The organism is Staphylococcus sp. acrmy, assembly GCF_022690565.1.
GTDB classification, from domain to species: Bacteria; Bacillota; Bacilli; order Staphylococcales; family Staphylococcaceae; genus Staphylococcus; species Staphylococcus caledonicus.
The window spans coordinates 26596-41659 of sequence record NZ_JALCVE010000003.1 but is presented as its reverse complement, the minus strand read 5'-3'; the positions used below and the strand labels follow the sequence as shown (position 1 = coordinate 41659).

The window sequence follows — 15064 nt, the reverse complement described above, 5'->3', positions numbered from 1 at the left end:
AAACGTTTAACGTTGATGAGAGCATTTAGTATATGGTTTAAAGTTATTTCTTAGTTATTTTATATAAGAATTGTTGTGCTAATTGGTTTGCTTCTTTATTTTGATCACGTGGGACCCATTTTACAAACAATAATTCAAAACTATGTTCTAAAATTTCCATATTTTCAAAGTAGGGCTTAAAGCGAATATTTTTCACATAACCTTGATTCACGCTATCTTCAATTAACTTAGAATCTGTATACAATAAAGCGTTAGTCACGTTTAATTCACGAGCATGTTCTAGCGCATGGATAAGGGCAGCCCATTCCGCGCTATGATTGTCTAATATACCTAGCTCATGAGTAAAAGTATGTTTCATATCATCTTCCTTAATAACTATCCCACAAGTGCTTATGCCAGGATTACCACTCGATGCTGCATCAAAATAAATTTTCGCCATATTATAACACCTTTTCGAAAAGTAGATTTATTCTAATAATAAAGTGAGACTGAGACATTAATACTTTGTGCATGCGAACATCGGTAAATGATGTCACAACCTCACTACTAATTAATATCCTTCATCTAATTTATGAATATGTCCTTTACGATACATTGATTTAGCAATATATCCAAATGGAACATTAAATATAGTTGATAACAATTTAAGGAAATATGTCGTGATAAAGATTTGGAAAACTACTGTTGCCGGTAACGTACCAACAAATGCAATAGTGACAAATAACGCAGTATCTATAATAGAACTTAAGATAGTACTACCATAAGCTCTAATAATAAATGTTTTATCTGAGTTAAATATCTTCTTAATTGCTGAAAATATAAATACATCCACGTGTTGACCAATAATGTAAGCAACGATAGAACCAAGTGCTATTCTAGGGACAAGATCAAAAATAGTTGAAAGTGACTTTTGCGCCATGTCTTCAGGGGCTGGTATAAAATGCAGTGACATTTGCATTACGATAATCATTACTAATGTAGATGAAAATCCTAACCAAACTGCACGTTTAGCCACCTTACGTCCATAGATGTCATTTAAAATATCTGTTGCTAAATAAATCGAAGCAAACATTACATTACCTAATGTAGCTGAAATACCAAAAATATCTACAGTCTTTATTACTTGGATATTCGCAATAACCATACCGATCGCTACCCAAGCAAGTAAACCATGCTTCCCAAAACAACGAAACATTATAACCATTAAAATAAAAGTAACTAAAAATGTAGCTACTCCAAAGATTTCATTATACATGATTGTCCTCCTAAATTTTGATAGTGCGGGTGTTTAGAAACCGCAAAACAACTTATTCATTTTATATTAAAAGTTATCTTGTTGCAATAGGTCTCATAATAATTGAAAAACTAAGAGAGGTAGAGACAAAAGTGTTTAGGATTTGAGCAGAACCGAACGATGAGCAAAAAATTATCATCTCCTAATCTATGTGATTAGGCAGTAGTTGTCTGAGATGAAAATGCGTTCGAGCCTCACTGCCTTCATTTCTAGTCAACCTTGCCGGGGCGGGACTACGAAATCTTAGAAATTACATTAGATTTCAGTCCCGCTCCCTAGATTTCTGTCGCCGCTCCCTAGATTTCTGTCCTACTCCCTAGATTACTTTCCCGTTTCCTATTATTTCAAAATAAATACAAAGTAAGTTATAATAATTTCATGCTTATAATAAACGAAATTGTGTACAAGGAGTGACTGTTATACTTACACATTCCGAACAAAAAGCAATTGATAAAATTGATGATTTAATGAATACTTATTGCAATAACTGTTTACTTAAAACACACATTAGAAAAACTGAAGGTAAGACACAAGCACATCACTTTTGTATTTCTGAATGTTCAATTGGCAAACAGATTAAACAATTAGGAAATGAACTTCAATAGGAGGTAATTGAATATGCAAATCGTATCAATCGAAGAAACACCTAATCATAATACAATGAAGATTAATTTAAATGAAAAAAGAGAAGATAATAAATCTAACACATTTACTTCTGCTAAAGAGGGACAACCTGATTTTATTAACCGATTATTTGAAATCGAAGGTGTAAAGTCAGTTTTTTATGTTATGGATTTTATCTCAGTAGATAAAGATGATGACGCAGATTGGGATGACTTACTACCTAAAATCCAATCCACTTTCGAATAATATTTCAATCTAGAAAGGGGAAGCATATGGAAATTTTACGTGTCGAGCCAACGCCAAGTCCAAATACTATGAAAATAGTATTATCAGAAAAAAGAGAAGATAATAAATCTAATACTTACACTGAAACTAGTACAGAACATCCCAATTTCATCAATGACTTACTAGCACTTGACGGTGTAAAATCTATTTTTTATGTTATGGACTTCTTAGCTATCGATAAACAACCTAAAGCTAAATGGGAAGATGTATTACCTGATATTACATCTACGTTGAATAAGGAAGAAACTTCTTTAGAATCTTATCAACCAGATGATCATTTTGGAGAAATTAAAGCAGAAGTTTTAACTTTCAAAGATATTCCTTATCAAATCAAACTGACTTCTTCAACTGAAGAGCAACGTAAGCAACTACCTGATGAGTATGTTGATAGTATGTTAAAAGCACAAAAAGAAGGCGACAACATTGTATTTTTACGTAAGTGGCAAGATTTAGGCGTGCGTTATGGTGACCTTGACCAAGTTATGAACGATGTATATGAAGAAGTAATTGCCTTGTATCCTACTCATAGAATTGAAGAATTAGTCAATATAGCTTTATCTCAAGATATTATCGTGCCTAAACAACAATATAAACACGTCACTTTAGAAGAGTATAATGAAACAACTAATTGGAAAACACGTTTACGTATGTTGAAAGATTTTCCGACGCCTACTATGGATGATACGCCGCTATTACAACAAGCTTTAAAAGAAGATAAGGCACCACTTAGACGTCAAGCAGTTGTCCTATTAGGAATGATTGAAACTAAAGACGTACTTCCATACTTGTACGAAGGCTTAAACGATAAAAGTCCGGCCGTAAGACGTACTGCAGGAGATTGTCTTAGTGATTTAGGATTCAAGGAAGCATTACCAGAAATGGAAAAGGCACTTGATGATCCACAAAAAATCGTTCGTTGGAGAGCTGCAATGTTTATTTTTGATGAAGGTGGCAAAGCCCAATTAAACGCCTTAAAATCACACGTAGATGACCCTGCGTACGAAGTGAAATTACAGATAGAAATGGCTATCTCTCGCATTGAAAATGGGGATGAAGCTTTAGGATCTGTATGGAAACAAATAGCCAATCGAAATAAAACTAGTGAAAACAATTAAGCTAACCAAAATAGGAGAGTAATAATTATGAATCCATATGAACAATATATGCATGAATTAGCACAACAAATGCGTTCAGAACTAACTGACAATGGCTTTGAAAGCTTAGAAACAAGTGAAGATGTATCTAATTACATGAATAACGTAAATGATAATGATACGACTTTCGTAGTTATCAACTCAACATGTGGTTGTGCAGCTGGCTTAGCACGTCCATCCGCTGTGGCAGTTGCTGAACAAAATGAGAAAAAACCGACAAATAAAATCACAGTATTTGCTGGTCAAGATAAAGAAGCAACGCAAACAATGCGCGAATATATTCAACAAGTACCTTCAAGCCCTTCATATGCATTATTTAAAGGGACAGAATTAAAACATTTTATCCCTCGTGAACATATTGAAGGACGTGACATCCAAGATATTTGTATGGATATTAAAGACGCTTTTGATGAAAATTGCTAAATCGTAACTTTATTTAAAATGAGACTGAGACATTAATAAAATGAGCTCTAGGAATCCAATATACGGTGACCCAATCTCACTTAACGTCTAATTATAATTTATTAAATTAATCGATAAATTATAGTTAGACGTTTTTTTATCATATTTAAAATTGAGAAATTGACCTACATTTAATTTTATAAGTATCAGTTTTCTAGTATAATAAACATTAATATAAATAATTCTAGGAGATGAAAATATGCTAAATCCATTTGATTCAGCGTATCATAGTTTATGCGAAGAGATTTTAGAGCTTGGCAGACAACGTGATGATAGAACACATACAGGTACGATATCAAAATTCGGTCATCAGTTAAGATTCGATTTGTCTAAAGGCTTTCCTTTGTTAACTACTAAAAAAGTATCGTTTAAACTAATCGCTACTGAATTATTGTGGTTTATAAAAGGTGATACGAATATTCAGTACTTACTTAAATACAATAATAATATTTGGAATGAATGGGCTTTTGAAAAGTATATTCAATCAAGTGATTATAAAGGTCCAGATATGAGTAATTTTGGACATAGAGCACTCCAAGATGAAGCATTTAATGAGCTTTATAAAGAAGAAATGAAAAAGTTTAAACAACAAATTCTTAATGATGATGAATTTGCGAAAAAATATGGTGATTTAGGAAATGTTTATGGTAAGCAATGGCGTGATTGGGTAGATAAAGAAGGTAATCACTTTGATCAACTTAAAACGGTGATTCAACAAATCAAAGAAAACCCTAATTCTCGTCGACATATTGTATCGGCATGGAACCCTACCGAAATTGATACTATGGCTTTACCTCCTTGCCACACAATGTTTCAATTTTATGTTCAAGAGGGTAAGTTAAGTTGCCAACTCTATCAACGTAGTGCTGATATTTTTCTAGGCGTTCCATTCAATATTGCTAGTTATGCACTTCTAACTCATCTTATCGCTAAAGAATGCAATCTTGAAGTTGGAGAGTTTATTCACACATTTGGCGACGCTCATATTTACTCAAATCATATTGACGCTATTCAAACACAGCTATCTAGAGATGGTTTTACTCCACCGACTTTAAAGATTAATTCGGATGCATCTATTTTTGATATTAATTATGAAGATTTAGAAATAGTAAATTATGAATCTCATCCATCAATTAAAGCTCCAATAGCAGTATGATAAATTTACTAATTATATAAATATACTCAAATATAAAACCTGGAGGTAAGATCATGACTTTATCAATTCTAGTAGCACATGACCAACAACGAGTGATTGGTTACAATAACGCATTACCTTGGCACTTACCAAACGATTTAAAACATGTAAAAAAACTTTCTACCGGTAATACTTTAGTGATGGGAAGAAGAACTTTTGAATCAATTGGTAAACCACTACCTAACAGAAGAAATGTCGTTTTAACTCACGATACTTCTTTTAACGTAGAAGGTGTGGATGTCATTCATTCAATTGATGAAATTTATGAGTTAGAAGGTCATATTTTTATATTTGGGGGACAAACACTCTTTGAAGAAATGATGGATAAGGTGGATGATATGTATATCACTGTTGTTGAAGGTAAACATCAAGGTGACACATTCTTCCCACCTTATACATTTGAAGAGTGGGAAATTGCTTCATCAGAAGAAGGTCAATTAGATGAAAAAAATAAAATTCCACACACCTTTTTACATCTTGTAAGAAAATAAATAAAAATAAATTATTAAGCGGAGGCAGTTATGACTAAACAAATAATTGTGACTGATTCTACATCAGATTTATCACAAGACTATTTAACACAACACAATATACATGTTGTCCCTTTGAGTTTAACTATCGACGGACAATCATATGTAGACCAAATTGATATTTCATCTAAAGATTATATTCAAAGAATAGAAGAAGATGCAGATGTTAAAACAAGTCAACCGCCCATCGGCAAGTTCATTGAACTATATGAACAATTAGGCCAAGAAGATGTCGAAATTATTAGTATTCACATGGCTTCTGGTCTTAGTGGCACTTACCAAACTGCGCTTCAAGCGAGTGATATGGTCGATGCCAACGTCACAGTCATCGATTCTAAATCCATCTCATTTGGTTTAGGTTATCAAATTCAACGATTAGTAGAATTAGTAAACACTAATCTCTCAACAAATGAAATTGTCACTAAAATTCAAGAATTACAAAAAAATATTAAACTGTTTGTAGTGATTGGCCAATTAAATCAACTAATTAAAGGTGGACGAATTAGTAAGACTAAAGGTTTTATTGGTAATATTATGAAAATCAAACCTATTGGTACACTTGAAGATGGCTATCTTGAAATTGTTCATAATTCACGTACACAAAACTCAAGTATTCAATATTTGAAAAAAGAAATTTCAGAATTTATAGACAAACATAAAATCAAATCAATTGGTGTAGCCCATGCGAATGTAATTGAATTTGTCGAAAAGCTTAAAACTCAATTTGACGATGCTTTCGGTAAACATGAGTATGATGTTAATGTAACTACACCCGTTGTGACTACTCATACTGGCCAAGGCGCTATTGGTCTAGTTGTAGTTAGAGAAGCGAAATAATACACTTTTATCTATACTTACTTGGGAGTTACGAGACATAGCTGAGTAAATTACTTTAAATTAAGCTAATATTATCGTAAATTTAAGTAATGATAGAGGAGGTAATTATATGGCATACGCAACATTCGCAGGAGGATGCTTTTGGTGTTTAGTAAAACCTTTCACATCTTATCCTGGCATTGAAAGTGTAGTGTCTGGTTATAGTGGCGGACACGTTGAAAATCCTACTTATGAGCAAGTTTGTACAAATCAAACTAGTCACAGAGAGGCAGTTCAAATCACTTATAATTCAGAAATCACGTCCTTCGAAAATATTTTAGACGTCTATTTTAAAACATTTGATCCAACTGACAATAGTGGACAATTCTTTGATAGAGGCGAGAGCTATGAACCAGCCATTTTTTATCATGATGAACATCAAAAAAAGGCTGCTGAGCTAAAGATACAACAACTTAACGAAGAAGGTGTGTTCAAGAAACCTGTTGTGACACCTATTCTTCCTTATAAAAACTTTTACCCAGCTGAAGATTATCATCAAGACTATTATAAGAAAAATCCAATGCATTACGAACAATACCAACGTGGGTCAGGCCGCAAAGCATTTATCGAATCACATTGGGGGTCTCAAAATGATTAAAAAAAATAAAAATGAATTAAATGAAATGGAATATTTAGTAACGCAAGAAAATGGTACAGAACCACCATTTCAAAATGAATACTGGAATCATTTTGATAAAGGCATTTATGTCGATAAAATTTCAGGTAAACCACTTTTTACATCTGAAGAAAAATTCGAATCAGATTGCGGATGGCCAAGTTTTTCAAAATCTATTGATGATGATGAAATAATTGAACTTGTGGATAAAACATTTGGAATGGTTAGAACTGAAGTCAGATCAGAAGGTGCCAACAGCCACTTAGGCCACGTGTTTAATGATGGCCCTAAGGATCAAGGCGGATTACGCTACTGCATCAATTCGGCAGCTATCCAATTTATTCCATACGAAAAACTAGAAGAACTTGGATACGGTGATTTAATACCATACTTTGAAAAATAGGAGTGACAGTTAATGTTTAAAAAATTATTTGGAAAAGGTAAAGAAGTAGATAAAAACATTGAAATTTATGCACCAATTACAGGTGAGTATGTAAATATCGAAGAAATTCCCGACCCTGTTTTTGCACAAAAAATGATGGGCGAAGGCTTTGGAATTAATCCTACTGAAGGTGAAGTTGTATCACCTATAGAAGGTAAAGTTGATAATGTCTTTCCAACTAAACACGCAATTGGATTAAAGGCAGATAATGGTTTAGAACTTTTAGTACACATTGGTTTAGACACTGTCCAATTAGATGGAGAAGGCTTTGAAATTTTAGTAAATAGTGGAGATACGGTTCAAGTCGGTGACCCGCTTCTTAAATTTGATTTAGAATTTATTAGAAATAATGCTAAAGATGTTATTTCACCAATTATTATTACAAATTCTGATCAAACTGAATCTATTTATATCAATGATGCACAAGCAGTTATCAAAGGTGAAACTAAAATCGTTGATGTGACAATGAGCTAATGAAAGATCATTCATTTTATCAATTTGCTTTAACAGCAAGAAGTCGCAAAGATAGTAAAGGGGAACTAGCAGAAGAAATCTTTAATGATTTATCGTTTCCTAAGCATGAGAGTGACTTCAACAAATTATCCGATTATATTGAAATGCAAAGTGATATCACATTACCAATGTCTATCTTTGATGATTTGTACGCTGAATATCAAGAATGGTTAAAATTCTAAGTTAAGACAAAAGCTGAGACCCTTAACGTCTCAGCTTTTATATTGCGTCTATAAAATCATCCCTTTTAAGTTGCGTTTAATTTAAAATAAAGACATACTAGTAATATCTTTTCGACATCATTCAATATAAATACATAGAGGTTACAAGAGGAAGTGGTTTTATGAGTAACAAATCTGAAGAATATAATGATAATAATAGATCTAAATCAGAAGAAACGACATCATCAAATAAAAAAGTACGCTTAAAAGTTTGGCAATTCATATTATTATTATTAGTTACTATTCTTATCACAGCTGGCATAACAGTCGCAGCTACTATTGGAATTAGTCACAAAATTAGTGGATTAACTAAAAGTGAAGCTAAAGAAATGAAAAAAATAGAATATGCTTATAAAACTTTAAACAATGATTATTATAAAAAGCAAAATTCTGATAAATTAACAGAAGCAGCTATTAACGGTATGGTTAAAGAATTAGATGATCCATATTCAGAATATATGACGAAAGATAAAACTAAAAGTTTCAATGAAGATGTGTCTGGTGACTTCGTAGGAATAGGCGCAGAAATGCAAAAGAAAGATAAACAAATTATGATTACAAGTCCAATGAAAGATTCTCCTGCCGAAAAAGCTGGTATTAAACCAAAAGATGTAGTCACTAAAGTGAATGGTAAATCTACTAAAGATAAACCATTAGACCAAATCGTTAAAATGGTAAGAGGTAAAGAAGGTACAACAGTGACACTTACTATTAAGCGTGGTTCTCAAGAAAAAGATATCGATATTAAACGTGATAAAATTCACGTTAAAAGTGTTGAATACAAAAAGAAAAATAACGTTGGCGTCTTTACAATTAATAAATTTCAAGAAAACACTGCCGGAGAATTAAAATCCTCTATTATCAAATCCCACAAAGATGGTGTCCGTGATATCGTATTAGATTTAAGAAATAATCCGGGTGGACTATTAGATGAAGCTGTCAAAATGGCTAATATCTTTATTGATAAAGATCAAACAGTCGTTAAGCTTAAAAAAGGTGATGATACAGAACCTATTACGACGTCAAACAACTCATTAAAAGAAGCAAAAGATATGAAAGTGAGTATATTAGTTAATGAAGGTTCTGCAAGTGCTTCTGAAGTCTTTACTGGAGCCATGAAAGATTACAATAAAGCGAAAGTATATGGCTCTAAAACATTTGGTAAAGGTATAGTACAAACTACACGTGAATTTAAAGACGGCTCATTATTAAAATATACGCAAATGAAATGGTTAACTCCTGATGGTCATTATATCCATGGCAAAGGAATCCAACCAGATGTTAAAATTAGCTCTCCTAAATATCAATCTATAAGTGTCATTCCAACTGATAAAACATATTCAGTCGGTGACAGTAATAAAAATATTAAATCAATAAAAATAGGTTTAGACGCGCTAGGATATCACACTAACGACGAGTCTAATCAATTTGATACAGATTTAGAACAAGCTATTAAGCAATTCCAAAACGAGCACAATTTAACAACAAATGGTAAATTTGATACCAAAACTAATGAGAAATTCACACAGTTATTAGTTGAAAAATCTAACAAAGAAGATACAGTATTAGATAAATTAATAGATAAACTTAAATAAAGTAAAGAGGTGTATTTAAACAAATGATTAGATTAGGTACTATGGAGGATATCTCCCAAATTGAAACGTTAGTCCAAGAAGCAAAAGAATTAATGCAAGAATTTGATAATAACCAATGGGATGATAAATATCCTGTGACTGAACATTTTGAAGAAGATATTAACGCTAAAACACTATACGTGTTAGAAGAAAAAAGCACAATTTATGGTTTTATAGTGGTCGACCAACAACAATCAGAATGGTATGATGATTTAGAATGGCCAGTTGATAGAGAAGGCGCTTATGTCATTCATAGATTAGCTGGTTCACAAAACTATAAAGGTGCAGCCACTCAACTTTTCGACTTCGCAGTCAATTTAGTTGAAGAGCATGGCATCCATGTTATATTAACTGATACATTTGCTTTAAATAAACCTGCTCAAGGACTTTTTGAGAAATTTGGTTTTGAAAAGGTTGGCGAAGCAGAAATAGACTATCATCCATTTGATAGAGGCGCACCTTTCTATGCATACTATAAAAACTTATAAGAATAGAGGTTAATAACTATGGCTAAAATAGCATTTACCGGTGGCGGTACAGTTGGACATGTTTCAGTAAACTTAAGTCTAATACCAACTGCTACCGAAAAAGGACACGAAGCGTTCTATATTGGGTCTAAAGAGGGTATTGAACGTGAAATGATAGAAACTCAATTACCTAATGTTAAATACCATCCCATATCTAGCGGTAAATTACGTAGATATTTATCTTTTGATAATGCAAAGGATATTTTTAAAGTGTTAAAAGGTGTACTCGATGCACGCAAGGTGCTTAAACGTGAAAAGCCCGATATATTATTTTCTAAAGGTGGGTTCGTTTCAGTACCAGTTGTAATAGCTGCACGCTCTTTAAATATTCCTACGATTATTCATGAATCTGATTTAACGCCTGGACTAGCAAATAAAATCTCGTTGAAATTTGCTAAAAAAATCTATACTACCTTTGAAGATACATTAAAATATTTACCACGGGAAAAAGCTGATTTTGTGGGCGCTACAATTCGTGAAGACTTAAAAGAAGGCCAAAAAGATCGTGGTTATCAACTTACTGGTTTTGATAATTCTAAAAAAGTTTTACTAGTTATGGGTGGCAGCTTAGGTAGTAAAAAATTAAATGAAGCTATTCGTGAAAATTTAGAAGCTTTATTACACGATTATCAAATCATTCACTTAACAGGTCATGGTTTAGTAGACAACTCATATGATAAAAAAGGATATATCCAATATGAATTTGTTAAAGAAGAACTTACAGACTTATTAGCAATTACAGATACTGTGGTAAGTCGTGCTGGTTCCAATGCAATCTATGAATTTTTAACTTTACGCATTCCTATGTTGTTAATTCCTTTAGGATTAGATCAATCACGTGGTGACCAAATTGATAACGCTAAGAATTTCGAATCAAAAGGTTACGGAAGATTCATTCCTGAAGATCAATTAACTCAAATTAAATTATTAGAGCAATTAAAAGACATAGAAGCTAATCGTGACGCTATAATTAAACAAATGGAAACTTACAAAGAAAGTTATACAAAAGAAGATTTATTCAATAAAATTTTAAAAGATGCTTTATAAGCTTGGGAGGCGCACACAATGAATCGTACAAAGCGTATTACCTTACTTATTATTTTTACATTAATATTTGGAATTATTGCCTTTTTCCATGAATCACGCCTAGGCAAATGGGTAGATAATGAAGTTTATGAATTTATATACTCGTCAGAGAGTTTTATAACAACTTCAATCTTACTAGGTGCTACTAAAATCGGCGAAGTATGGGCTATGGTCTGTTTATCATTAATGCTAGTGGCCTATCTAATGCTTAAAAAATATAGAATCGAAACTTTATTTTTTGTAATTGTCATGATTTTATCTAGTATTATTAATCCAGTGCTAAAAAATATCTTTGACCGTGAACGTCCTACTTTATTACGTCTTATTGATATCACAGGATTTAGTTTTCCTAGTGGCCATGCTATGGGTTCAACCTCATTCTTCGGTAGCGCTATATTTATAGCTAATCGACGAATGTCAGGAAGTTACAAAGGTGTATTAATTGGACTTTGCGCACTCTTTATTATGCTCATTTCTATTTCTAGAGTATATTTAGGTGTTCACTATCCAACTGATGTAATTGCCGGAATTATTGGTGGAGCATTTTGTATTGTACTTTCAACTTTAATTTTGAAAAAGCAATTGTATCCTTCATCAAGTTAACAGATTTTATGCGAGCGAGGCTGAGACATTTTCACAATGTTTCAGTCTTTTTTCTATTTGTAACTAATGCATATTAATAAACATATAAAAAAGCAGTGAATCTCGGCATTAGATTCACTGCTTTAATTAAAACGTTCAAAGTTAATTTGAAAACTTTAACGTTAGTCTTTTACGGGCATATAAAAGGGGAATAACTTGAAAATGATCAATCCTTTAAGAACGAAATATATGTGGGGGGAATTGTCTTAGTCGGTATTGATAATCATTTTCAAATATTATTATACAGTACTGAGAATCATTGTCAATTATAAATGCGAAAAATTCTCAATTAAATTTTGCATTTTAAAATTTTCATACCTTATACTTCGTTAAACTGTCATATCATTTCAAATGAAACGCTTATTTTTAAGCTTTTATGTGATAAAATATAGTCTATGCAAAATAGCTTAAAAGAGTGGGAACGAGACAGAAATCTAATGAGTGGGACAGAATCCTACTTATAAAACATCGTTTATCGGTTTTCAAAAGTCCAAATTATTAATGTCTTAATTTCATTTCAGACCATTACTGCCAACTGCTCCATTTTTTATATTTATGTTTCAGTCTCTTTATGGAAATGATTGACGTATCCCATACTCAATTTAAAAAGTCTTAGATATCACTATATTTACTTTTATTTAAAAAGGGCTTTTAAAATTAGACGTTTTGTCAGAACAAATCATAAATTGCCAATCTTGAGTGATAATTTTGCTCATCATTTAGGATTAACAACGTTCTATTATACATACTTATAGTCCTAACTTTTTTCATATTAAATAAGAGGTGTTTTTAAACAATGACAAATATATTAATTGTTGAAGATGAACAAAATTTAGCTCGTTTCTTAGAGTTAGAATTAACTCATGATAACTACAGTGTAGATATTGAATATGAAGGCCAAGCTGGTCTAGATAAAGCACTTAGCAATAATTACGACTTAATTATATTAGATTTAATGTTACCTAATATTAATGGGTTAGAAATATGTCGTCGTGTGCGTCAACAACAAAGTACACCTATTATCATTATTACTGCAAAGAGTGATACGTATGATAAGGTAACAGGCTTAGACTATGGTGCTGATGATTACATCGTCAAACCATTCGAAATAGAAGAATTATTTGCCCGTATACGTGCCGTGCTACGCCGACAACCACAAAAAGATATTATTGATATAAATGGAATTAAAATAGATATTGATGCCTTTAAAGTGACTATAGAGGGTCAACAATTGGATTTTACTAAAACAGAATATGATTTGCTATATTTGTTAGCCACAAACCGTAATCATGTTTTACAAAGAGAGCAAATCCTCGATCATGTGTGGGGATATGACAGTGAAGTTGAAACAAATGTAGTAGATGTTTACATTCGTTATTTAAGAAATAAATTAAAACCATTTGGCAAAGAAAAGACAATCGAAACAGTTCGTGGCGTAGGGTATGTGATTAGATGATTAAAAAACGTACTTTACAATACAAATGGATGATGATAACTACCCTCATAATGTTCACTACAATTATTTTGTTTTGCTTAATCATTATCTTTTTTCTTAAAGATACATTAAGACATGGCGAAATCGATGAAGCTGAGCATAGTTTAAGTGATATCGTAAATTTAATACAAACTAAATCCATTAATAATATATCTACATTAGACTTAAGTGCGTCACTAGAGAACTTTGAAGAAGCTATCATTTATGATCGAGATGGCAAACAAATTATGCAAACTTCAAATGAAAATGGTATGAATTTTAAACCTTCAATTAATTTCACAAAGATAGAACATATCCAAGTGAAACGCAATGAAGGTGTACAATATCTCATTTTAACCGAACCTATTCACACACGTTATTTCGAAGGTTATAGCGTGCTCGTACACTCCTTAGAAGGCTACAATAATGTAGTACGATCTCTATACGTGGTAGCAATTGCTTTTGGGTTACTAGCTACTATTATTACTGGCGGTATTAGTTACATCTTCTCAACTCAAATCACGAAACCATTAGTAACGATGTCTAATAAGATGAATCAGATTAAACGTGATGGTTTTCAGAAGAAATTAGAACTTAATACGAATTATGAAGAAACAGACAATTTAATTGATACCTTTAATGATATGATGTATCAAATTGAAGACTCTTTTAATCAACAAAGACAGTTTGTTGAGGATGCTTCACACGAGTTACGAACTCCTTTACAAATTATACAAGGACATTTAAATTTAATTCAAAGATGGGGTAAAAAAGACCCGGCAATTTTAGAAGAATCACTTAATATTTCATTAGAAGAAATGAATCGGATTACAAAACTTGTTGAGGAATTATTACTTTTAACAAAAGATAAGGTGAATAGCCAAATCTTAGAATCTGAAGAAATAAATATCAATGATGAAATACGTTCTCGTATTAAATCGTTGAAACAATTACATCCTGACTATAAATTTGAAACAGATTTAGCTAACAAACCATTAACGTTAAAAATTAATCGTCATCAATTTGAACAACTCTTATTAATTTTTATAGATAATGCGATGAAATACGATAAAGATAATAAACATGTTCATATCAAAACAAACTTACGTAATAAACAAACTAGTATTGAAATCACTGATCACGGACTAGGTATTCCTAAAGAAGACCAAGATTTCATTTTTGATCGTTTTTATAGGGTGGATAAATCCCGAGCGAGAAGTCAAGGTGGGAATGGATTAGGATTATCTATCGCTGAAAAAATTGTTCAACAATACGGTGGCTATATATTAGTTGAAAGTGAAGTCAATAAATACACTAAGTTTAAAATTATATTCAAATAATATTATCTATATATAAATATGGGGTTAAGACAATCATCGTGAATGCTTTGTAAACCAATCAATTAATTAAGGTAACCGAAGCAAGAGCTATAGTAAACATTTTAAGGAATTGAGTGTGAGACATTAAGATTTCTGTACCACTCTCTCAC

The 15064-nt window shown here is 32.0% G+C and carries 19 protein-coding genes; 17 read left to right on the top strand and 2 right to left on the bottom strand.

The genetic code is table 11. The features are described from left to right. Window positions 1-43 precede the first annotated feature (43 nt). Window positions 44-439, bottom strand: a complete 396-nt coding sequence (locus tag FH144_RS03685; RefSeq protein WP_107507910.1) for a ribonuclease HI family protein — start codon at window positions 437-439, stop codon at window positions 44-46. 111 nt (window positions 440-550) lie between these two features. Next, window positions 551-1255, bottom strand: coding sequence for a queuosine precursor transporter (locus FH144_RS03680; RefSeq protein WP_242313756.1), 705 nt, complete (start codon window positions 1253-1255; stop codon window positions 551-553). A gap of 449 nt (window positions 1256-1704) precedes the next feature. On the opposite strand from FH144_RS03680, the gene FH144_RS03675 reads away from it, so the two are divergent. The 17 genes from FH144_RS03675 (at window position 1705) to FH144_RS03595 (ending at window position 14915) form a co-directional block, all read left to right on the top strand. Further along, the gene (locus tag FH144_RS03675; protein ID WP_103165854.1) at window positions 1705-1899 is read left to right on the top strand and encodes a zinc-finger domain-containing protein; all 195 of its coding nucleotides are present in this window, start codon (window positions 1705-1707) and stop codon (window positions 1897-1899) included. Between the two features lie 13 nt (window positions 1900-1912). Continuing rightward, window positions 1913-2164, top strand: a complete 252-nt coding sequence (locus FH144_RS03670; RefSeq protein WP_198611422.1) for a NifU N-terminal domain-containing protein — start codon at window positions 1913-1915, stop codon at window positions 2162-2164. A gap of 26 nt (window positions 2165-2190) precedes the next feature. Continuing rightward, window positions 2191-3318: a conserved virulence factor C family protein gene (locus tag FH144_RS03665; RefSeq protein ID WP_242313755.1), complete on the top strand. Its 1128-nt coding sequence runs from the start codon at window positions 2191-2193 to the stop codon at window positions 3316-3318. Between the two features lie 27 nt (window positions 3319-3345). Then, window positions 3346-3780, top strand: coding sequence for a bacilliredoxin BrxA (gene brxA / locus FH144_RS03660; protein ID WP_242313754.1), 435 nt, complete (start codon window positions 3346-3348; stop codon window positions 3778-3780). A 238-nt stretch (window positions 3781-4018) separates the two neighbouring features. After that, on the top strand, window positions 4019-4975 hold the full coding sequence (locus FH144_RS03655) for a thymidylate synthase (protein ID WP_064137603.1): 957 nt from the start codon (window positions 4019-4021) through the stop codon (window positions 4973-4975). A gap of 53 nt (window positions 4976-5028) precedes the next feature. Then, window positions 5029-5505: a dihydrofolate reductase gene (locus tag FH144_RS03650; RefSeq protein WP_198611418.1), complete on the top strand. Its 477-nt coding sequence runs from the start codon at window positions 5029-5031 to the stop codon at window positions 5503-5505. A 30-nt stretch (window positions 5506-5535) separates the two neighbouring features. Further along, window positions 5536-6381, top strand: a complete 846-nt coding sequence (locus FH144_RS03645) for a DegV family protein (RefSeq protein WP_198611417.1) — start codon at window positions 5536-5538, stop codon at window positions 6379-6381. A gap of 109 nt (window positions 6382-6490) precedes the next feature. Next, entirely contained in the window at window positions 6491-7018 is a 528-nt protein-coding gene (msrA, locus tag FH144_RS03640; protein ID WP_242313752.1) for a peptide-methionine (S)-S-oxide reductase MsrA, read from the top strand. Beyond that, window positions 7011-7439 carry a peptide-methionine (R)-S-oxide reductase MsrB gene (gene msrB, locus FH144_RS03635; protein ID WP_107507919.1) on the top strand — a complete coding sequence of 143 codons (429 nt, stop codon included), beginning with the start codon at window positions 7011-7013 and terminating at the stop codon, window positions 7437-7439. Before msrA ends, msrB begins: the two co-directional genes overlap by 8 nt. 12 nt (window positions 7440-7451) lie before the next feature. Beyond that, window positions 7452-7952, top strand: a complete 501-nt coding sequence (locus FH144_RS03630; RefSeq protein ID WP_107507920.1) for a PTS sugar transporter subunit IIA — start codon at window positions 7452-7454, stop codon at window positions 7950-7952. Then, window positions 7952-8173 (top strand): YozE family protein, encoded by a 222-nt coding sequence (locus FH144_RS03625; protein WP_242313750.1) that lies wholly within the window; start codon window positions 7952-7954, stop codon window positions 8171-8173. The genes FH144_RS03630 and FH144_RS03625 overlap by 1 nt, the downstream gene beginning before the upstream one ends. A gap of 161 nt (window positions 8174-8334) precedes the next feature. Beyond that, complete coding sequence (locus FH144_RS03620) at window positions 8335-9807, top strand: S41 family peptidase (RefSeq protein WP_242313748.1); 1473 nt, start codon at window positions 8335-8337, stop codon at window positions 9805-9807. A 23-nt stretch (window positions 9808-9830) separates the two neighbouring features. Next, the gene (locus tag FH144_RS03615) at window positions 9831-10334 is read left to right on the top strand and encodes a GNAT family N-acetyltransferase (protein WP_242313745.1); all 504 of its coding nucleotides are present in this window, start codon (window positions 9831-9833) and stop codon (window positions 10332-10334) included. 18 nt (window positions 10335-10352) lie between these two features. Further along, window positions 10353-11420 carry an undecaprenyldiphospho-muramoylpentapeptide beta-N-acetylglucosaminyltransferase gene (locus FH144_RS03610; protein ID WP_242313743.1) on the top strand — a complete coding sequence of 356 codons (1068 nt, stop codon included), beginning with the start codon at window positions 10353-10355 and terminating at the stop codon, window positions 11418-11420. Window positions 11421-11438: 18 nt separating this feature from the next. Further along, the gene (locus FH144_RS03605) at window positions 11439-12062 is read left to right on the top strand and encodes a phosphatase PAP2 family protein (protein WP_198611413.1); all 624 of its coding nucleotides are present in this window, start codon (window positions 11439-11441) and stop codon (window positions 12060-12062) included. 835 nt (window positions 12063-12897) lie between these two features. Then, complete coding sequence (locus tag FH144_RS03600) at window positions 12898-13557, top strand: response regulator transcription factor (RefSeq protein ID WP_107507926.1); 660 nt, start codon at window positions 12898-12900, stop codon at window positions 13555-13557. Then, a complete protein-coding gene (locus FH144_RS03595) occupies window positions 13554-14915 on the top strand; it encodes a HAMP domain-containing sensor histidine kinase (RefSeq protein ID WP_242313739.1) in 1362 nt (453 codons plus the stop codon). The genes FH144_RS03600 and FH144_RS03595 overlap by 4 nt, the downstream gene beginning before the upstream one ends. Window positions 14916-15064: the final 149 nt, after the last annotated feature.

Coding starts and splice junctions, on each gene's coding strand:
- FH144_RS03650 (WP_198611418.1), top strand. CDS start 5,029: ATGACTTTATCAATTCTAGTAGCACATGACCAACAACGAGTGATTGGT.
- msrA (WP_242313752.1), top strand. CDS start 6,491: ATGGCATACGCAACATTCGCAGGAGGATGCTTTTGGTGTTTAGTAAAA.
- FH144_RS03680 (WP_242313756.1), bottom strand. CDS start 1,255: ATGTATAATGAAATCTTTGGAGTAGCTACATTTTTAGTTACTTTTATT.
- FH144_RS03610 (WP_242313743.1), top strand. CDS start 10,353: ATGGCTAAAATAGCATTTACCGGTGGCGGTACAGTTGGACATGTTTCA.
- brxA (WP_242313754.1), top strand. CDS start 3,346: ATGAATCCATATGAACAATATATGCATGAATTAGCACAACAAATGCGT.
- FH144_RS03670 (WP_198611422.1), top strand. CDS start 1,913: ATGCAAATCGTATCAATCGAAGAAACACCTAATCATAATACAATGAAG.
- FH144_RS03655 (WP_064137603.1), top strand. CDS start 4,019: ATGCTAAATCCATTTGATTCAGCGTATCATAGTTTATGCGAAGAGATT.
- FH144_RS03595 (WP_242313739.1), top strand. CDS start 13,554: ATGATTAAAAAACGTACTTTACAATACAAATGGATGATGATAACTACC.
- FH144_RS03600 (WP_107507926.1), top strand. CDS start 12,898: ATGACAAATATATTAATTGTTGAAGATGAACAAAATTTAGCTCGTTTC.
- FH144_RS03605 (WP_198611413.1), top strand. CDS start 11,439: ATGAATCGTACAAAGCGTATTACCTTACTTATTATTTTTACATTAATA.
- FH144_RS03685 (WP_107507910.1), bottom strand. CDS start 439: ATGGCGAAAATTTATTTTGATGCAGCATCGAGTGGTAATCCTGGCATA.
- FH144_RS03665 (WP_242313755.1), top strand. CDS start 2,191: ATGGAAATTTTACGTGTCGAGCCAACGCCAAGTCCAAATACTATGAAA.
- FH144_RS03630 (WP_107507920.1), top strand. CDS start 7,452: ATGTTTAAAAAATTATTTGGAAAAGGTAAAGAAGTAGATAAAAACATT.
- FH144_RS03645 (WP_198611417.1), top strand. CDS start 5,536: ATGACTAAACAAATAATTGTGACTGATTCTACATCAGATTTATCACAA.
- msrB (WP_107507919.1), top strand. CDS start 7,011: ATGATTAAAAAAAATAAAAATGAATTAAATGAAATGGAATATTTAGTA.
- FH144_RS03625 (WP_242313750.1), top strand. CDS start 7,952: ATGAAAGATCATTCATTTTATCAATTTGCTTTAACAGCAAGAAGTCGC.
- FH144_RS03620 (WP_242313748.1), top strand. CDS start 8,335: ATGAGTAACAAATCTGAAGAATATAATGATAATAATAGATCTAAATCA.
- FH144_RS03615 (WP_242313745.1), top strand. CDS start 9,831: ATGATTAGATTAGGTACTATGGAGGATATCTCCCAAATTGAAACGTTA.